This window comes from Methylocella sp. (genome assembly GCF_044226135.1).
Taxonomy (GTDB): Bacteria; Pseudomonadota; Alphaproteobacteria; order Rhizobiales; family Beijerinckiaceae; genus Methylocapsa.
Map to the genome: position 1 here is coordinate 24,634 of NZ_JBGAHM010000016.1, position 18,149 is coordinate 42,782.

At 65.2% G+C, this 18,149-nt stretch carries 14 protein-coding genes and 3 pseudogenes; 7 read left to right on the top strand and 10 right to left on the bottom strand.

The features are described from left to right. Position 1: 1 nt before the first annotated feature. From ACILRB_RS09095 to ACILRB_RS09110, 4 genes are all read right to left on the bottom strand, one after another. The gene (locus ACILRB_RS09095; protein WP_395665977.1) at positions 2-1,147 is read right to left on the bottom strand and encodes a sulfatase-like hydrolase/transferase; all 1,146 of its coding nucleotides are present in this window, start codon (positions 1,145-1,147) and stop codon (positions 2-4) included. Between the two features lie 77 nt (positions 1,148-1,224). After that, a complete protein-coding gene (locus ACILRB_RS09100) occupies positions 1,225-2,796 on the bottom strand; it encodes an arylsulfatase (RefSeq protein WP_395665978.1) in 1,572 nt (523 codons plus the stop codon). A 100-nt stretch (positions 2,797-2,896) separates the two neighbouring features. Further along, positions 2,897-3,574: a transporter gene (locus tag ACILRB_RS09105; RefSeq protein WP_395665979.1), complete on the bottom strand. Its 678-nt coding sequence runs from the start codon at positions 3,572-3,574 to the stop codon at positions 2,897-2,899. A 110-nt stretch (positions 3,575-3,684) separates the two neighbouring features. Then, a complete protein-coding gene (locus ACILRB_RS09110) occupies positions 3,685-4,515 on the bottom strand; it encodes a transporter (protein WP_395666000.1) in 831 nt (276 codons plus the stop codon). A gap of 798 nt (positions 4,516-5,313) precedes the next feature. Here ACILRB_RS09110 and ACILRB_RS09115 point away from each other — a divergent pair. From ACILRB_RS09115 to ACILRB_RS09125, 3 genes and pseudogenes are all read left to right on the top strand, one after another. Continuing rightward, the gene (locus ACILRB_RS09115) at positions 5,314-6,225 is read left to right on the top strand and encodes a LysR family transcriptional regulator (RefSeq protein WP_395665980.1); all 912 of its coding nucleotides are present in this window, start codon (positions 5,314-5,316) and stop codon (positions 6,223-6,225) included. A gap of 19 nt (positions 6,226-6,244) precedes the next feature. Then, complete coding sequence (locus ACILRB_RS09120) at positions 6,245-7,543, top strand: TAXI family TRAP transporter solute-binding subunit (RefSeq protein ID WP_395665981.1); 1,299 nt, start codon at positions 6,245-6,247, stop codon at positions 7,541-7,543. A gap of 70 nt (positions 7,544-7,613) precedes the next feature. Then, positions 7,614-8,512 (top strand): annotated as a pseudogene (locus ACILRB_RS09125) (HAD family hydrolase). 117 nt (positions 8,513-8,629) lie between these two features. Here ACILRB_RS09125 and ACILRB_RS09130 read toward each other — a convergent pair. The 4 genes from ACILRB_RS09130 to ACILRB_RS09145 all read right to left on the bottom strand — a co-directional run bounded on the left by ACILRB_RS09130 (position 8,630) and on the right by ACILRB_RS09145 (position 12,613). Continuing rightward, complete coding sequence (locus ACILRB_RS09130) at positions 8,630-9,397, bottom strand: hypothetical protein (RefSeq protein WP_395665982.1); 768 nt, start codon at positions 9,395-9,397, stop codon at positions 8,630-8,632. Between the two features lie 18 nt (positions 9,398-9,415). Continuing rightward, on the bottom strand, positions 9,416-9,805 hold the full coding sequence (locus ACILRB_RS09135; protein WP_395665983.1) for a multiheme c-type cytochrome: 390 nt from the start codon (positions 9,803-9,805) through the stop codon (positions 9,416-9,418). Between the two features lie 129 nt (positions 9,806-9,934). Beyond that, positions 9,935-11,581: an arylsulfatase gene (locus tag ACILRB_RS09140; protein ID WP_395665984.1), complete on the bottom strand. Its 1,647-nt coding sequence runs from the start codon at positions 11,579-11,581 to the stop codon at positions 9,935-9,937. Between the two features lie 45 nt (positions 11,582-11,626). Next, on the bottom strand, positions 11,627-12,613 hold the full coding sequence (locus tag ACILRB_RS09145) for an HAD family hydrolase (RefSeq protein ID WP_395665985.1): 987 nt from the start codon (positions 12,611-12,613) through the stop codon (positions 11,627-11,629). A gap of 96 nt (positions 12,614-12,709) precedes the next feature. Here ACILRB_RS09145 and ACILRB_RS09150 point away from each other — a divergent pair, with 96 nt between their 5' ends. Both ACILRB_RS09150 and ACILRB_RS09155 read left to right on the top strand, forming a co-directional pair. After that, positions 12,710-13,909 carry a helix-turn-helix domain-containing protein gene (locus ACILRB_RS09150; RefSeq protein WP_395665986.1) on the top strand — a complete coding sequence of 400 codons (1,200 nt, stop codon included), beginning with the start codon at positions 12,710-12,712 and terminating at the stop codon, positions 13,907-13,909. Positions 13,910-14,054: 145 nt separating this feature from the next. Beyond that, positions 14,055-14,227: pseudogene (locus ACILRB_RS09155) on the top strand (transposase); the annotation flags it as partial. Here the strand turns inward: ACILRB_RS09155 and ACILRB_RS09160 are convergent. Together ACILRB_RS09160 and ACILRB_RS09165 are read right to left on the bottom strand one after the other, a co-directional pair. Beyond that, positions 14,227-14,975: pseudogene (locus ACILRB_RS09160) on the bottom strand (IS3 family transposase); the annotation flags it as partial. The pseudogenes ACILRB_RS09155 and ACILRB_RS09160 sit on opposite strands and share 1 nt — an antisense overlap. A 15-nt stretch (positions 14,976-14,990) precedes the next feature. Continuing rightward, on the bottom strand, positions 14,991-15,296 hold the full coding sequence (locus ACILRB_RS09165; RefSeq protein ID WP_395665987.1) for a hypothetical protein: 306 nt from the start codon (positions 15,294-15,296) through the stop codon (positions 14,991-14,993). Positions 15,297-15,473: 177 nt separating this feature from the next. On the opposite strand from ACILRB_RS09165, the gene ACILRB_RS09170 reads away from it, so the two are divergent. Next, entirely contained in the window at positions 15,474-15,836 is a 363-nt protein-coding gene (locus ACILRB_RS09170) for a hypothetical protein (RefSeq protein WP_395665988.1), read from the top strand. 209 nt (positions 15,837-16,045) lie between these two features. After that, complete coding sequence (locus ACILRB_RS09175) at positions 16,046-18,136, top strand: AAA family ATPase (RefSeq protein ID WP_395665989.1); 2,091 nt, start codon at positions 16,046-16,048, stop codon at positions 18,134-18,136. Positions 18,137-18,149: the final 13 nt, after the last annotated feature.

Genomic DNA, 18,149 nt, shown 5'->3' on the forward strand with positions numbered 1-18,149 from the left:
ATCATTCCGGGCCAGTAGGCGACCCCGGCGCCCGGACGCCGCCCTCCCAGGTCGTGCCCTTGCCGCCCCGGAACGGCGTGAAGCCCGAGTCCGGATAGCTGTCCTCCTCCGGTCCATTGTCGGATGTGAAGAACACCAATGTGTTGTCAGCTTCGCCGGTGTCCTTCAGCGTCTGTATCAGGCGTCCGACGATGTCGTCGACCTCGACGATTGCGTCCTTGTAGGGCAATTTCGCCGGACTCTTCCCCTGGTGGCCGTCGCCGGGATAATTGTCGAAATGGACCTTGGCGAAGGCGTGGATGAGATAGAACGGCTTTTTCGCCGCGGCGGCCCGCTTGATGAAGTCCACCGACCAGCCGGCGAAATCCTGGTCCACATTTCCCATCTGCTTCGGCGTGTCGAGCGGATAGACGATTTTCAGCTCCTGACCCTTCCTTCCCTCGACGACGGCGTTGTATTCGCTGAGGCCCTTGAAGGTCGCGAGCCTGTCGGGGTCCAGCATCAGCTGCGGATATTTGGCGATGTCCATGTACTGGGTGTATTCGCTGACAACCGACAGGAAGCCGTGAAATTCGTCGAAGCCGACCATCTGGGGCTGGCTTTGCCGGTCCTCGCCAATATGCCATTTGCCGGAAAGGCCGGTGACATAGCCATTGTCGCTCAGCAGCTTCGCAGCGCTCACTTCATCCGCCCATGGCGCCTTGGTCGGCCGATCGGACGCCAGCAGCGGACGCGTCAGGCCGCTGCGCGCCGGTATGCGGCCGGTGTTGAGCGCCGCACGCGTCGGTGTGCAGAGCGGCGTCGCATAGGCTGAAGTGAGCCTCAGGCCGCCCGCCGCCAGCCGGTCGATGTTGGGCGTCGGGGTGCCCGCCATGGCCCCGCCGCCATAGGCGCCCGGATCGCCGTAGCCCATATCGTCGACGAGCACGATGAGGATATTCGGCTTGCGGCCGGTCTTCGCTTCGAGCTGCGCGAGCTTGTCCCGCACGGCCCTGTCCTGATCCGGATGCGGGATCGCGGGTTCGAGATAATCCGCGGTTCTTACCGTGCGATCCCAGCCCTTTGAGTCCTGTGCGAGGACCGGCGTCGTAACCGCCAGCGACGCCAGCGCGATCGACAACGCCAATGTGTTCGCCCGCATGGTCATGGTCCACTCCTGTCCGCGCCCTTCGTGTGAGCGTCTCCTGTTGCGGCGACTCGGCGGCGCCCGATCGACGGCCGGCGTCAGTTGCCCTGCTGCTGCATCTTCAGGATCTGCGACTGCACGCCCTCGACGGTCTTGCCGACGTCGGCGCTCATCCCCAGCTGGCGAATCGGAAACTCCTTGAAGGTCGCAAGATGCTGGGTGGCGACGCCGACGATCGGCGTCAGCGCCCAGGTCTTGTGCTCGGCGAGCTGGCGGTTGACGTCGCCGTCCTGCCGCTCGAACGGGTCCATCAGCAAATTGGTGATCAGGGGACGGCCCAGGCTCAGGAGCGGATTGTCCCATTTGCCCCCCTCCTTCGCCGAGAAGGTCACCTTGTAGAAGCCGTAGCGAATGGCGGTCAGCACCGTCTCGTCATAGTAGAAGACAAACTTGCGGTTCGAGGTCTCCTGCTCGCCGCCAAAGAAGGCGCCCTCGTCGAACCCGTCGAGATGGACCTTGTAGTCCTTGCCGTTGAACGAAGCGCCTTTGGCGAGGCGCGCCGCGAGATCAGACACGCCTGCGGCGGAAGCCAGCGTCGGCATGAGATCAAGCATGTCGACGATCTCTGCGGAGACGCGACGACCGGGCGCGCCGGGCCAGCGGATCAGGAACGGAACCCGCACGCCGCCTTCCCATGTCGTTCCCTTGTCGCCCCGGAAAGGCGACGTGCCGCCCTCCGGCCACATGTATTGATAGGCGCCGTTGTCGGTGGTGAAGATGACGATGGTGTTCCTGTCGAGACCGGATTTCTGCAACGCGGCCATCATGCGGCCGAACTGATCGTCGAGCTCGGCGAGACCATCGCCATAGATGTCCTGGGCGCCGGCGCGCGAGACGCCCTTGCGGTCGTCCTTGAGATGCACGAACACATGCATGCGGGTCGGGTTGTGCCAGAGGAAGAACGGCTTGCCGTCCTTGCCGCGGTCCGCGATGTATTTGATCGACATCGCGAGCGTGTCTTCGTCGAACGTCTTCATCCGCTCGACCGTCAGCGGGCCTTCGTCCTTGACCGGCCCGCCCGCAGCGCACGACACGACGCCGCGCGGATCGAATTTCTTGCGGAAGGCGGCGTCCTTCGGCCGGTCCGGATCTTCGAGGTCCTCATTGGCGTTGAGGTGGTAGAGATTGCCGTAGAAGACGTCGAAGCCATGATTGCAGGGCAGATGCTCGTCGAGATCGCCGAGATGATTCTTGCCGAACTGCGCCGTCGAATAGCCGACCGACTTCAGCACCTCCGCCAGAGTGATGTCGCCGGCCTGCAGGCCGGCCGGCGAACCCGGCGACCCAACCGTCGTCAGGCCGGTGCGCACCGGCAACTGGCCCGTGATGAAGGCGGCCCGGCCCGCGGTGCAGCTCGGCTGCGCATAGAAGGAAGTCAGCCTCATCCCCTCCTCGCCGATCCGGTCGATGTTGGGCGTGCGCACGCCCATGATGTCGCCGCCGTAGGACGACACGTTCATCCAGCCGACGTCATCGGCCATGAAGACGATGATGTTGGGTTTGGAGGCTGGCTCGGCTTGCGCCGAGGCCGCCCCGGCGCCAGGGCCGGGGGCGCTGGCTGCGGCAACCGCAAGCAGCGCGCCTTTCAGGAACCGCGACCGATGGCTCATTGTCGTCTCCTCAACCTGTTGTGGATCTTTGATCTCCGGCGTCCGTCTCAGGCGCGAGGTCAGAATTGCCGCACGGCCTTCGTCCAGAGAAAATTGCCCCTCACGCGATTGCGCGTCTCGATCTCCGGCAGCCAGCGCGCCTCGACCACGGCCGACGCGCTTCCAAGCGGCGGCACATAGGGTATGTCGGGCCCGACGCCGATCGACCCGCCGCGAAACGGCCCCAGCGACGCGCCGACGCCGCCGTCGTCCGCGATCTGCTCGAACAAGAAAGCGTTGGCGCCGCCGCCGCGTTGAAGCCATTCGTCGAACCATTATACGCAAGGGAAATGGTCGGATCGAAGGTCCAGTAGTTGAGGCCCACATTGGCGAGCCGCCCGGCCTCGTAGGCCCCTGTCGGCGCATAGACCGGCGCAGCGACGCTGAACTGAACGTCGCCGTTCTTCCAGGCCAGCATGGCCGGAATGATTGTTATGTCTCCGAGCCCGCTGTCGCGATCCGAGCGTGTGATCGATCGCCCGAGCGGGCCGACGATCTGGGCCGTGATTTTCTCGTCGACGAAGGGCGCGGAGGCGCCAAGAGAATAAAAGGCGCCGCCGGGGTCCGGCGCCGCGAATGTGTAAAGGCCGCCGATCATGATCGCGGTCGCGCTGGCGTTGAGACCCGCCGTCACCTGACCGGCGACCGGAATTTGCCTGCTCGCCGACGCGTCGTCCCAAAAACCCAGATACATCGTTTCGACGATGAAGCCTGGCCTGGTCGGCGGAAGGTCGATCAAGGTCGCTTCCGACCCGGGGACAGAGTGACCGGCGCCTCCTTCCTCCGCGCTCACGCACCTCAGCGTCCCCAGAAGGGCGGCCGCGATCGTCGGCGCGAGGCGCGCCGAAGTCATTTCGGAAACAGAAAGGTGACGATCGCGCGCGCTCCCCAGCCCTTGGCGGCGACGTTCGGGCTGACCGCATAGTAACGCGCGCCAACGCCGAAACTCATGAGCTGCGGGCCGACCTTGACGACTTTCGATACGACGGCGTTCAATGGAATCTGCCATTTCCGCGCCACCCAGTCATATGTGCTCTCGGTGTTGAGCGTAAACGTCCAGGCGTCCGACGTCGTGTAGGAGACGAACGGTTGAATGAAGGTCGAGCTGACGTCCGGCGCGGGATAGCCCGATTGCGCGAAAGACCAGACGTGATTGGCGAGCACGCCGATCGTCCAGGGTCCGATCTGGTCAAGCACGACCGCCGTTGGACCGGCGCCCCACTGACGGACCGAATATACGGCGCTGCTGCCGGTTGGCAGCAGGAAGGCGGGGCCGGCGCCCCAGATGACGCCGTTCCAGGGTTCGACCGGCGAGAAAAAAAAGCTCTGAAGCGTGTCGCCGGTTCCGAAGATCCGGCCCGAGTCGACGACGGCGTCTCCGGAATAGATGAGCGGAAGGATCGTGCGGGAGATCAGGTTCCAGTCGGAATTGAGCGAGAAGGGTATGACCGGCTGGATGTTGAGATTTGCGCGCCAGCCGCCCTCAAGCGTGTTGAGCCGGCCATCGTAGTTGAACTGGAACGGCACGCTGACGAGTGACGCCACGGGATTGGCGAGCTGCTTGGCGAGATTTTGCTCATCGCTTTCAAGCGCCTCCGTCGCCTCGGGCGCCGGTGACCCGGCGGGTGGGCTTGGGCCGGAAGCCGCGGTCTGGGCGGATGCGGGAAGCGCGAAACCCAGGGAGAGGATTATGGCCGCGGCGGCGCGCGCCGCTGTCTCGAATCTCGAACAAAGCAATGTCCAACGCGTTTTGCCCAATTCGGTCATTGCAGGTCTGCCCCTGTCTGATCGATGCTCCCGATGAGGGTAAAGGGCGGGCCATGGCGGCACGCGACCGGCGAACAGGCTCCAGCCCGGAACCCTGCCGCCGAACGCGCCTGCGGCTCCGCAAGGCGGCGTCGGCAGGATGGTTCGGCCTGGCTGACGCGACGCCGCGTTGAGGTTTTTCCCACGAGCGGCGGCCGGCGCGCTCAGGACAGTCCAGGCGACGGCGGCCAGAGCGGCATTCTGATTCCGCATTGAACCTTCCTTTTGTCGCCCGCGCGCATGGCGTCTGAGCAACGCGCCGGCCATTCATCTCGCGCGCGTCGGGATGAAGTTTCACGGGGAGGTGAAAAACACGCGGAGGCGAGAAACTCTGGCGTTCGAGAGCCCCCGAACTGGCCGGCCCGCGCCCACGCCCGGCGAGATCGCCAACCGGATGCGTAAGGGCGCCCTTGCGCGCGGGAGGCAACAACACAACCTTGTCGGGGACCGGCGCAGCGAGGATGCGCAGGTCATGCCTTTACGCGTGTGAGCGCGGCTCAAGAACGTACGGAAAGTCAGACAGATTGCCGGCGGCGATCGCCGAGAATGTCGGCCCTATGGCGGCCCTCGTTGAAAGATTCTCTTTCGGAATCCGTATCGATATAGTCCCATACTCCCAAAGGGGCGTCCAATATCATTTGTGATATTCGGCAATTTGCCTGGCGTATCGAAATGCACTCCATTCGCCAAATTCATGTCGTCCGGGCGCTCGCCGAGCACAGGCACTTCGGACGCGCGGCGCGCGCGCTCGGCGTGTCGCAGCCCAATCTGACGCGCACGCTGAAGCAGATGGAGGATGCGCTCGGCGTCTCCCTGTTCGACCGGCAGGGCGTGACGCCAACCCTGTTTGGCGAAATCATCCTGCGCCACGGGGAGCGGGCGATCGCCGACTTTGGCGAACTCATGCGCGAAGTCGATCTCGCAAAGGGCCTCGAGGTCGGCGAGCTGCGGATCGTCGCCGGTCCTTACGCAGCGGATATCTCGGGCGCGCGGGCGGTCGCCGTGCTGCTGCGGAAGCATCCAAAACTCGTTGTCGAGATCAGGAACGCGACGTGGGAGAATGCGGTGCATGAAGTCGGCGCCGGCGGCGCCGACATCGCTTTTGCGGAGACCGGCGAGGTCGGGCCGGAACTCGAAGCGCAACGGATACGGGTCTCGCGGATGGCGTTTTTCTGCGCGGCGGATCATCCGCTCGCCAGGAAGAAGAACCTCACGCTGGAGGACCTGATGGATTTTCCCTGGGCCGGCCCGAGCCTGCCGGAGCGCATGAGCGCGTCGCTGCCAAAGGTCGACCGACCATTCGCGACCTTCAATGAAGCCGTGAACCGGTTTCAGCCCCGCGCCCTGGTCGGATCTTTCGCCATCGCGAAGCAGATCGTGCTCAATGGCGAGGCGCTCGGCGCCGCGATCCCGAGCCAGATCGAGCGAGAGCTGAGGGATGGTCTTTGCGTCACGCTGCCAGTCGAAGCGCCATGGCTCACGATCGGATATGGCTTCGTGTTCAAGCGCGGCAGAATGCTCTCGCCGGCCGCCAGCGCCTACATGCAGATTGTGCGGGAGATCGAGGCCGAGATCCCTGATTGAACCAAGTCTCTGATTGAACATGGCCCCACGCGCCCTGCTGAGAGTCAGCGCCTTTCTCCTCCTCATCGCCGCGGTCGCGCTCGCGGGCTATGTGGCCTATCGTTCGTTTACGGTGACGGTCAGGGTCGCGGTTCCGCCGCTGCCGCGGGAGGCGCAAAGGGCCTGGATGGATCTCGGCCGGGCTGTGAATGAGGAAAATGGCTGGGTCAGGCTCGCGCGGCTTCCCGCCGCCAATGAGGACGAGGCGGCGAAAGCCCTGGTCGAGGGCAAGGCCGACGCCGCGATCCTGCGCACCGACCTCGCCTTTCCGCCGCAGGCCAAGACCATCGCCATTCTGCGTCGGGATCGGCTGTTTCTGATCGTTCCGGCGAATTCTTCGATCGACAGCTTTCAGGACCTCAAGGGACATGCGGTCGGAATGCTCCCCGGGCCGCCGGGCGACGCAGCCCTGCTGGATGGCGTGCTCAATTTCTTTTCGGTCGCGCCCGATGCGGTCGAACGCATCCCCGTCACCGCGCAGGGCGCGGGCGCAGCGGTGCGGCAGAAGCGCGTCGCCGCCGTATTTGTGGTCGGACGCGCCGGAAGGGGACAGGCCTCCGAAGCTTTCGCCTCGATCGCGAGGGCGACCAGGGGCACGCCGAACGTCGTTGGCGTGGATGATGGCGACGCCGTCGCCGAGCGGCTGGTGACGCTGGAGCCCGCCGAAATCCCGGCCGGCTCGTTCGGCGGCTCGACGCCGCGCCCGGATGAAGACGTCTCAACGCTTGCTGCGGCGTGGCGGCTCGTCGCCGGCCCTTCCCTGTCGGACCTGACGGTCGGAACGCTGACGCGCCAGCTCTATGAGGCCAAGGGGCGTCTTCTGGCGATCGACCCTGCTCTCTCAAGCTTCGAGGCGCCGGACACGGAAAAATCGACATTCCCGGTGCATCCCGCGGCCAAGGCCTATTATGATGACGACGAGACGAGCGTCTTTGACCGCTTCGAGAGCTTCTTCTGGATCGGTTCGGCGACGGTCGGCGTTCTCGGGTCGCTCATGACCTGGCTGCTGGCCAAGCTGCGCCTGCGCGACGCGGAGGAGACCGACCTGCGCCGCCTTCTCGCAATCCTTGGCGAGGTGCGGCGCGCTGACCGCGAGCGCCTCGGCGAGCTCAGCGCCGATCTCGACAGCGTCGTCGCCCGCCTTCTCAGTCAGGCGGAGACCGGGTCGCTCGATGAGGCGACGGCGCCGACCTACCAGCTCGCCGTCAATTACGCGCGTCAGGCGATCGCCGATCGCGCCGCAATGCTGGGCCCTGGCCCCGCGGGCGCGCCGGGGTGATTTGACTTGAACTTGTCTACGGGCGGCTCTGTCATCTGGCGCCGCCTTAACAGATCGGAGGGTCGCCACAATGAAATATTTCGCACGCGCCGCAGCGGGCGCGACGCTCCTCCTTTTTTCCATCGGCGTTGCGCTTTGCGAACCGCTTGCCTCCTGGAACGAGGGGCCGGCAAAAGCCGCCGTCATGGGTTTCGTCCAGCGCGTGACCGATCCGGCCGGCAAGGATTTCGTTCCTCCCGAAAAGCGCGTCGCCGCTTTCGACAATGACGGAACGCTCTGGGTCGAGCAGCCGATGTATGTCCAGCTCGCCTTCGCCCTCGACCGGGTCCGGGACCTCGCTCCAAAACATCCGGAATGGCGGTCCAATCCAGCGCTGAAGGCGGCCGTCGACGGCGACCTCAAGGCCCTCGCCGCCTCCGGCGAAAAGGGTCTCATCGATCTGGTGGCGGTCACCCACGCCGGCATGACGCCCGAAGAATTCCAGGCCATCGTCGCCGACTGGCTCGCAAAGGCCAGGCATCCGCGCTTCAAGAAGCCGTATACCCAGCTCGTCTACCAGCCCATGCTGGAACTGCTCGCCTATCTGCGCGAGAACGGCTTTACGACCTACATCGTCTCGGGCGGCGGCGTCGAGTTCATGCGGTCATGGATGGAGAACGTCTATCGCATCCTGCCGGCGCAGGTGGTCGGGTCGAGCATCAAGACCAGATTCGAGATGGTCGACGGCAAGCCGGCGCTGGTGCGGCAGCCGGAATTGAACTTCATCGATGACGGCGCTGGACCACCGCCGGCGAGGGACCGCGCTTCGGCCTCATCGTTCATCACACCGACGCCGAGCGGGAATACGCCTATGACCGAACCTCCTCGTTCGGCCATCTCGACAAGGCGCTCGACGCCGCGCCGGCCGCAGGCTGGACCGTCGTCGACATGAAGACCGACTGGGAGACGATCTTTCCGCCCGGGAAATGAAGCGGCCGCGTCGCCGCAGGCGCGGCGCATGAGGGGAATCGAACCCCCATGGCCAGCCTGGGATGTTTGATCCCGGGCTTTGACGGCGCGATCTTTTCCGTTGAATCGAAGGATGCGCTATGGGCCAGGTTCTGCATGGGAGCGCCACGACGACAGAGGCGGTTGGGGTGTGCCGTTGACGTAATGCCGCAGCGCGGCGGAGGCCGGATAGGCGCGTCGACGGGACTGGGCGATGGATCCGAGTGGTTGGTTGGCTGGCGGCACGCGCCATGGCGAAAACGCGAGCGTCTCCCAATAGGCGCATCGACCCTCGCGGCCCACATCGTGCTGGCCCAGCTCGAGCGCGCCGATCGTCACGAGAGAAACGTCCGCTTCTTTCCTGCGAAAGGTCGCTAGGTCGACCGGAAGGGAGCTTCTCGCCGCCGGAATCTGCATTTCATGAGCGAAGGCCGCCAGGCTCTCCGCCAGCCGTAGTGCAAGATCGGAGTCGAGCTGATTGGGATCGGTGTCTGGCGCCAGGCTCTTCCCGCCCTGATGGATCGGAGGCAGTATTTCACGGCGCGCGCCGGCCCGGATGCATAGGGGAGAACGCTCCAACAGGTGGCGGTCAGGACGCTCTGTTTCCCATTTCGCCATGTCGGCGAGGCTTTGCCGCGTCTCGGGATGATCACGGCGCCAGTCCTCGATCCGGCCTTCTAACGCCAAGTCGGTGAACACGCACATGTCCCTGCCGGTATCGACGAAGAAGACGTTGTGGTTCTGGAGGATCAGATCCGCGGCCGGCGCCGAGAGATCGATCTCGGCCAGCGTCGGAGGTGTGATGCCGAAGAACTTGATGCCGACGCCTACGATGCCATTCTCGGCATCGTTCGCATCGGGCGCCACGTCGTTCGAGAAGCGCAGTCAAAGTGGATGGCTCTCCGCCCCCTCTGTCTTGACCATGTAGCGCGGGCCGTCGCGGACGAAGCGCGCCGCGCTGCCGCGATGGGTGACGCGCGCATCTTCGAAATTGCCCAGCGCCGTCTGCGGCTCGGCGCGAGCCATGGCGTGGGCATGCTGGGAGGAGAGCCAGGCCCGGGTCTCCGCGGCATGACAGTCCGCGCAGGCGGCGGAGCCGACGAAGCCGGGCGGGGCCGGCTCGCTCAGCGCGCCGATGTCGCCGGCCCGAGCGCCGAGGGCGCACGCTGGGCCGACAGGCCAGTCGCCAGCGCGATCAGCCCGGCCGCGAGAATGCCGGCCGCGAGCGCCAAACACCCCGCGAAACGACATGCCGCCTACCTCCGGATTCGCCATGCGAGGCTACTCTAGGGCCGCGCAGGCGCTCGTGTAGGGAAAGCCGCCGGACGGGCGCCGAGGTGCGGCAAGCGTCCCACGGCAGCGAGGGGCGGAGCAGGTTCGGGGTGACGCTCCGCCCGGTCCGCCTCAGTTGCCCGTCGGCAGGGGCAGCGAGAAGCCCTTCTCCTTCAGCGCGTCCTGCACGAACTTGAAGCGTTCGTACTGGGAGAGCGTGATGGGGCCGGAATATGCGTCGCTCTGGGCCTTGCGGGGCGGATATTGCACATAGGTCTTCATGAGCTTCTCGACCGCCATGTTGAACGGGATCGCCGCCCAGGTGCTCTCGGTGAAGGTGGTCATGAAGATGTCGTAGCGCTCCTGCGGGTCGGCCGGGAGATCGAAGACCTGCGGCACGGTCGCCACATATTTCTCCGGCCCCTTCCAGCCCTGGTTGGTGTCCACCGCGAGGCCGCCCGTATAGGCGCCGTCGTCGCCGCGCAGGTTGAAGACATACTTGAAGTTATCCACCCGCACGGCGCCGGGGCTGAGCTCGTTCTCGGTGAAGTAGAACCACTCATGGCGCGGGTCCTCGCCCTTGCCGAGCCAGACCGGCGTCATGTCGTAGCTGTCGAAGATGATCGGCTGGCCTTCACGGTCCTTGGTGGGCAGCGCAACGCCCGCGACGGAGGCGAAGGTGGCCATCAGGTCGAGACCGCCCATGATGTCGTCATTCTTGGAGTCGGCCTTGATCTTGCCGGGCCAGCGCGCCATGGACGGCACAAGGTTGCCGCCCTCGCGCACGGTGCCCTTGGTGCCGCGGAAGGGGGTGTAGCCGGCGTCGGGATAGACATCCTGCCAGGCGCCGTTGTCCACCGTGTAGACCACCAGCGTGTTGTCCGCTAGGCCGAGCTCGTCAAGCTTCTTCAGCACGTTGCCGATCCGGGCGTCGAGCTCCACCACCGAGTCCGCATATTTGGACTTGGAGATGGACTTGCCGACGAAGTCGGGCGCCGGCATGTTTGGCTGGTGGTTCTTCATGAAGTTCACGTTGATGAAGAACGGCGTGTTGGGCGCCTTGGCGGCGTCCTCCAGGAACTCGACGGCCGCCTTCTCCACGTAGGCGTCGAGGAAGGGAATGCCGACCACGCCCTTGTCAGGGGTGTCCACGTACTCGCCGTTGACCTTGAAGTCCTCCTTCACCGGGCCGCCCGCATTGCCGGAGAGCGAGCCCTTGGTCACGCGCTCGAACATGGCCCGCAGGTTCGCGCTCATGCCGGGGAACCACTTGGGATCGCCGTAGGTGTAGGCGTTGAGGTGGTAGAGAAAGGCATGCTTCATCACGTCGTAGCCCTGGGCGTTGGGCAGCGCGTAGTCCGCCTCGCCGAGGTGCCATTTGCCGGTGAAGTAGGTCTTGTAGCCGCCCTGCTTGAGCACGGAGGCGAGGGTCCATTCCGCCTTCGGCAGGCCGCCGCCCTGGCCCTGGAAGGCCACGGTGGTCATGCCGGAGCGGTTGGGAATGCGCCCGGTCTGGATCGCGGCGCGGCCGGGCGTGCAGCTCGGCTGGCCATAGAAGTTGGTGAACACCATGCCCTGGGCCGCGAGCTCATCCATGTTGGGCGTGGGCATGCCGCGACGCTTGCCGCCGAGATAGGCGCCGAGGTCGCCCCAGCCGGTATCGTCGGAGACGATCAGCAGGATGTTCGGCTTCCTGGCCTCGGCGCAAGCCGCGCCGCCCCATCCCAGGACCGCCGTCGCGACGACGGCGGTCAGCGTGGTCGAAATTGTCGTTCTCATGGACGCTTCCTGTGCAGTGCGAGACGTATGCAGCAAGTGAGGCTCTCACTTGGCCGGCGGAAAGACGGTCTTCCAGTCGGACTTCATGTCCACCACCGTCCAGCCTGCGGCCGGCGCGGCGTCGAGCGCCTTGTCGAGATGGCCGAACGAGGAGGTTCGGTCATAGGCGTATTCCCGCTCGGCGTCGGTGTGATGAACGATGAGGCCGAAGCGCGGTCCCTCGCCGGCGGTGGTCCATTGCAGCATCTGCAGGTCGCCGTCGGAATTGCCGAAGGCGGCGATCGGGCGCTGCCCGATGTGCTCATTGATGCCGACCGGCTTGCCGGCGCCGTCATCGATGAAGTTCAATTCCGGCTGCCGCACCAGCGCCGGCTTGCCGTCGACCATCTCGAATCTGGTCTTGATGCTCGACCCGACCACCTGCGCCGGCAGGATGCGATAGACGTTCTCCATCCATGACCGCATGAACTCGACGCCGCCGCCCGAGACGATGTAGGTCGTAAAGCCGTTCTCGCGCAGATAGGCGAGCAGTTCCAGCATGGGCTGGTAGACGAGCTGGGTATACGGCTTCTTGAAGCGCGGATGCCTGGCCTTTGCGAGCCAGTCGGCGACGATGGCCTGGAATTCTTCGGGCGTCATGCCGGCATGAGTGACCATCACCAGTTCCAGCAGCCCCTTTTCACCCGCCGCCGCGACTGTCTTCAGGTCGCCGTCGATGGCCGCCTTCAGCGTCGGATTCTGCAGCCATTCCGGGTGTTGCGGCGCGAGCTCCTTCAGCCGCTCCAGGGCGAAGGCGAGCTGCGTGTACATGGGCTGCTCGACCCACAGGGTGCCGTCATTGTCGAAAACGGCGATGCGCGCCTCGGGGCGCACGAAATCCTTGCCGGCCGGATCGGTCACGCGCTGGACGAAACTCTGGATCGCCGTCTTCGCGGCGCCGTCATTCCAAGACGGGAGCGCTTCCGCCAGAACCGTTCCGGGGAAAAGCAGAAGCAATGTCGTGAGAGCCAAGGCGCGGGCGAGAAGCTTCATGCTTGAGCCACCTCTTGATTTTTTGGACGAGAAATTTCCACCCGAACGAGACTTGCGTCAATGAAGCGATGAACCGCGCTCGCGCACGGCCCTCCCATGGCGCATGCGCTCATGGAAAAGGTCGCCGAAACCAGTCTTTCTCCTGTTTGGGGCTCCTGGCCTCCAGATAATGTTTGCCCTGGGGAGCCCGACCGTGTCCTTGATCTAGTCCATATCACTCCGGCGCTCTTCACATTTTGCGTCACTCGACGAGGTTTCGTGCGTGGTTCGGGTTCAATCGCCCTTGTGCGAGCAAGAGGCTTCGGCGCCCTGCCCGAGCTGATTGAAAGGCAGGCGGGCGAACAGGTTCTCGCGGACGTCTTCGCCCGGGAGCGCCTGCCGATGGCTCTACGGGACGCGCCGCGCACGCCCATGCCGCTGCATTCGATGATGGGCCTGTTCGCCCGGGGGGCCGCCGCCTTGGGGCGACGGACCTTCGGCCTGGATGTGGGAGAGGGCATGACCCACAGAGGCTATGGCCTATGGATCGAGCACGCCGCCGCCGCCCCGACGCTCGGCGAAGGCCTGCGCCGCGCGGTCGCGACAAGCTGGGCGCATCAAAGCGGCGCGCGGCTGGAACTCGTCCGGGATGGCGGCCACCGCGTCCTGCGGTTTGCGACGCCGACCTTCGACGTGAGCAAGGCGCAGCATTGCGACCATCTCCTGCCGCCCATGCTCACCTTCGTTCGCCTTTATCTCGGCGCCCGATGGCGGCCCGACTGGGCGGAAGTTGAATATGCACGCGACCCCGAGGCCATCCTAGTGGAGGACCGGTTGCAGGTGGATCTGCGTTGCGAGCGGCCAGGATCCGGCCTCGCCTTGAAGGCGAGCGAACTGAGCAGCCGGCGCATCCACAGGGTCACGGGGAGGACGCGAATCGTGACCCTGCGGGACGTGCTCGCGGACGTCATTCTCTCGGACGCGCCGGAGCCGGCGCGCGCCCTCTCTGCGGTTGTCGCGCTACGCCTCCTCGATGGCCAGAGCGATATCGAAGGCGCCGCGCGCCTCGTCGGCCTCGGAACGCAAGGATTGCAGCGCCGCTTGCGCGAGAAGGGATTCACCTATCGTGAGATCGTCGAGGATGCGCGTCGCGCGCGGGCCATCCGCCTCCTCGTCGAGACGCAGATGTCGATCCTCTCCATCTCTCTGTCCCTTGGCTACGACACGCATGCCAGCTTCACCCGGGCCTTCACCCGCTGGATGGGATGCACGCCGTCGGAGTACAGGCGGGCCAGCAGCGCTCCGAACCTGTCGTGACAAGACGATCGTGGGACATGGATGATAGGCCCGTTGCCTCAATGGAAGCGAAGGCTTGCGCCGGACGCAGAGCCTCAAGCCGCTAGGCTCAGGACCTCTTAATTTGGATTGAAGTGTGATTCACGGTGTGTTGGAGGACGCCGTGATGAGTGACCTGTTTTTGCTGAGCGAGCGGCAGATGGCCCGGATCTCGCCGTATTTTCCGCTGTCGCATGGCGTGCCGCGGGTCGACGACCGGCGCGTGGTGAGCGGAGGGTCGACGACCGGCGCGTGGTGAGCGGAATCGTCTACGTCATCAAGCACGGCCTGCAGTGGAAGAAGAGATCGATGACGGCCGCGACGTAGAGCCAGCCCTCGGCCGTCGAGACGTATGTGAAGTCGGCGATCCATTTGCGGTTCGGCTGATCGGCCGAGAACTGCCTGTAGAGTGCGTTCGGCGCCACGCTCGGGTTTGAACGTTCGCCTTCGTCCTTCGGCAGGCCACGGCGGCGAGGCCGCGCTCGCAGAGCGTTCGCCCGCATCAGACGCTCGATCTTGTGCAGGCCGCAGGATGCGCCGTCTGCGAGCACGTCCCGCCAGACCCTTCGAGCGCCGTACGCGCGGGCGCTGACGACGAAGCTCGCCCGCGCCTTCGTCGTCAGCCCCTCGTCGGCTTTCGTTCGGGCGCTCGGCCCGCGATGCAGCCAGGCATGGAAGCCAGGTCTCGAGACGCCCAGCGCTTCGCACAGCCATGCCGCCGGCCAGATCGAACGGCGCTTCGCGATAAAGCCGAACTTCATGTCGACTCCTTCGCGAAGTAGGCAGCGGCCTTTTTTAGGATGTCGCGCTCCGCCTTCAGCTTCGTCACTTCGCGCCGCAGACGCTCGATCTCCAGCTGCTCGGGCTTCTGCTGCCCGTGGCCGGGGAAGGCCTGCTTCGGATCAGATCCGAACTCCTTCACCCATTTGCGCAGAACGTTCTCATGCATGTCGAGGTCACGCGACGCCTGCGCGACGCTCACGCCCCGTTCGCGAACCAGACGAACGGCCGCGACCTTGAACTCACGACTGAATACTCGCCTCGCCATAACCTACCTCCAGCGTCATGAAACACCTTTTCTCGGCGTCCACGAAACCGGCGGCAGGCCATTCGTGGCCGCCGCGAAGGCCGCGAGCGAGGCAAGCTCGGCCGGTCCCGACTTTTCGACCTGCTGCTGCAAACGGCTGCGGCGCTCGCTACCGAGACCTTTGCGGGCCAGAAGCTGCGCCGTCGAGCCGTAGTGCTCGCGGACGGCCTGCACCTTCTCGCGGAGCCGGCCGATCTCGCGCACGAACTTCACGCGCTCGTCGGCGCTCGCGCGCTTCAGCTCGCCGCCTGCGTCGGCCCGCAAGCCGGCGCCGACGTTCAAACGGTCTTGCGCGCAGGCGTTGATTGATCAGTCGTATCTGATCCGGCCCCTCCATCGTCTGCGGCCGCTCCGCAGCGGGCGCCGTCAATTTTGTGGCTCCCTCATCCAAGGCGTCCGATTCTGTCGTAGCGAGCCGTTATGATCTCTACAGTTCGAAACGCCGGAGACGGAGGCCTTATGCACAATGACCAGATCACGAATGTCTCGACGCTTCATCTGGCCGACGCTCCACAATCTGAACCGCCGACCGATGTGCGCCGCCGTAGACTAAAGGAGTTGGCGGACCTGCTGAACCAGTGTCATCCCTTCCGCAAGGGCCAGTTCGTGCAGTGGAAGCCCGGCCTGAAAAACAGGACGGCCCCGGATTACGGCGAGCCTGCGATCGTGATGGCCGTCCTGCCGACGCCGGTGTTCGATCCGGGCGAGAACGCCGCGACGGCCTCTCATTTGCACGAACCGCTGACGCTCGTCATCGCAACCTGTCGCGGCGACGATTTGCTCGAATTCCTTGTCGACCGGCGCAGATTCGAGCCCGCCTGACATTCGGCGCGCCGCTCCTCTCGACAGCCTTGGCCGTCAATTCGCGCCTCGGCGCCACAGGCGCCATCGTCATGCAGCGAATTCGCAGCCAACGGCGTTGACGCCGCTTTTTCGCGAGGTTTTGGCTTCAACACCCGATCTTCCAACGCACGGCCGCTCTTGAGGCGACCGCGCCAAGTTCCTTTGCCTAGACAGGATGGAGATCTGACATGAGCGCATCCATTCGCCGCCGTCGCGGCGCCCTTGTGAGCACTGGCGCCGGCGGGGCGCAAATAGCCGTCGCATGCGCCGCCAACATCTATGAAACGGTCGATCGCCGCATGCCGGAGGCGGACGCATTGGCAAGCTGGCTTCGCCAGACTGCTCTGACGATTGGGTTTCTGGAATCGACGGTCGTGGAAGATCTCTCCTTTTCCCGGCCCTGCGGCCGCGGAGTCTCCGCGCCGGATTGGCGCAAAATGGGGACTGCGATCCGGTCGGCCGTAAGGGCGCATGCGGATAGTGACCCGTCTACGCCTGTCGATCAGTGGGTTGCGACGATTTCTGAAGCCCTCGCGCTCGATCCGCTGGAAGCCCGACTCTACGCAATCGGTTTTTATTACCACATCGACCACCAGGTCGCCCGGCTGTTCGATGTAATCTGTGTAGCTCGCGGCCGCGTTCAGCATTTCAACAAGGACGCCGCGCTGCTCGCTCTACTGCTGCGGACGACCGCAGCGGAAGTCGAGATTCGGCTCGCGCCCGACGCACGCCTGCGGACGACCGGTCTGTTTCATCTCGACCCGCAACACGGCAGCCTTGACCCGCATCCGCGCCTCCTGTCGCTGATGCGTCAAGGCGTTTGGCCTGAGGCTGATTTCCATAGCCAGATTCTCGGCTCGATCGGAATTGACACTCTGCCCTGGGAGTCTTTCGAGCATCTTGGCCAGGAGGCCGAGGTCGCGGCCTCCCTGCTCGGCGCTGCGCTCTCGGGTCGCGAGACCGGGATCAACGTCCTGCTCTACGGCGCGCCCGGCACGGGGAAGACCTCATTCGCCGCTGCGCTGGCGGCGCGGGTCGGCGCCCGCCTGGGCTCAGTGGCCGAAACCGACGAGGGAGGCGACGAGCCGGCGCGTTGCCAAAGGTTGGCCAAATTGCGCCTGGCGCACACGCTCGCGGCGCCGGGCAAGACGCTGCTCCTGTTCGACGAAGCCGAGGATCTGTTCAACGGGCGGCTTGAGAGTTCAAACTCTCGCGTGTTCATTCACCGGTTGCTTGAGCGCATGGCGACGCCGGTGATCTGGACGGCGAACAACATCGACGTGCTTGGCCCCGCTGTATTGCGCCGCATGACCATGTGCATCGAATTGAAACTGCCCGGCCAGACGACGCGTGCGCGCCTTTGGCGGCGAATGGGCGAAGCGGAAGGCGTCATGCTGCCTGAGGCGGACGCCATGCGTCTCGCCCGGCTCGTGCCGGCGGCGCCTGCGGTCGCCTCGACCGCGCTGCGCGCGACACGGCTCGCCGGCGGGGACGTCGAGACGGCGCGGCTCATCGTCGAAGGCGTCGCGCGGGCGGTGCATGGCGGCGGCCTGCCGGCGCCGGAACCCCAGCTCGACGCCCTCTATGATCCTGACCTCGTCAACGCCGATTGCGATCTCGCGGCGTTGACGACAAGCCTGCTGCGTCCGGGGGCGTCTCGCGCGGTGTCTTTCCTGCTCTGCGGGCCGCCCGGCGCCGGCAAGAGCGCCTGGGCGCGCCATCTGGCGGCGCAAATGGGTCTGCCGGTGCTGCACAAAAGGGCTTCCGATCTGTTGGACCGGCACGTCGGCGGGACAGAGCATAACATCGCTGCGGCATTCGCCGAAGCCCGCGAGACGCGCGCCTTCCTGGTGTTTGATGAGGCGGACAGCCTCTTGCAGGAACGCGCAGGCGCCGTTCGAAGCTGGGAGATCACACAGGTCAACGAAATGCTGACCTGGATGGAGCAGCATGCGTCGCCGTTTGCGTGCACGACCAATCTGGCCGACCGCCTCGACCAGGCGAGTCTGCGCCGGTTCATGGTCAAGATCCGGTTCGACTTCATGACGAAGGCGCAGGCGCAGCTGGCCTTCCTGCGCTGTTTTGGCCTCGACGCTCCTGATGGCCTCGATGAACTCGACACGCTGACGCCGGCCGATTTTTCCCTTGTGCGACGTCGTGCGGCGTTGACGGGAGAGGAGCCAGATCCTACGACGCTTTCGCGCCTCCTCGCCGATGAGTGCGCCGGGCGAACGGCCAGGCCGTCCGGCATGGGCTTCATCGCCCGGGCTGCGCGCTGATTGTGGCGGTTCG

What these genes read in the sequence shown, in the direction of transcription:
- ACILRB_RS09095 (WP_395665977.1), bottom strand. Translation starts at nt 1,147, where the DNA reads ATGACCATGCGGGCGAACACATTGGCGTTGTCGATCGCGCTGGCGTCG.
- ACILRB_RS09100 (WP_395665978.1), bottom strand. Translation starts at nt 2,796, where the DNA reads ATGAGCCATCGGTCGCGGTTCCTGAAAGGCGCGCTGCTTGCGGTTGCC.
- ACILRB_RS09115 (WP_395665980.1), top strand. Translation starts at nt 5,314, where the DNA reads ATGCACTCCATTCGCCAAATTCATGTCGTCCGGGCGCTCGCCGAGCAC.
- ACILRB_RS09120 (WP_395665981.1), top strand. Translation starts at nt 6,245, where the DNA reads ATGGCCCCACGCGCCCTGCTGAGAGTCAGCGCCTTTCTCCTCCTCATC.
- ACILRB_RS09135 (WP_395665983.1), bottom strand. Translation starts at nt 9,805, where the DNA reads ATGGCGAATCCGGAGGTAGGCGGCATGTCGTTTCGCGGGGTGTTTGGC.
- ACILRB_RS09140 (WP_395665984.1), bottom strand. Translation starts at nt 11,581, where the DNA reads ATGAGAACGACAATTTCGACCACGCTGACCGCCGTCGTCGCGACGGCG.
- ACILRB_RS09145 (WP_395665985.1), bottom strand. Translation starts at nt 12,613, where the DNA reads ATGAAGCTTCTCGCCCGCGCCTTGGCTCTCACGACATTGCTTCTGCTT.
- ACILRB_RS09150 (WP_395665986.1), top strand. Translation starts at nt 12,710, where the DNA reads ATGGCGCATGCGCTCATGGAAAAGGTCGCCGAAACCAGTCTTTCTCCT.
- ACILRB_RS09170 (WP_395665988.1), top strand. Translation starts at nt 15,474, where the DNA reads ATGCACAATGACCAGATCACGAATGTCTCGACGCTTCATCTGGCCGAC.
- ACILRB_RS09175 (WP_395665989.1), top strand. Translation starts at nt 16,046, where the DNA reads ATGAGCGCATCCATTCGCCGCCGTCGCGGCGCCCTTGTGAGCACTGGC.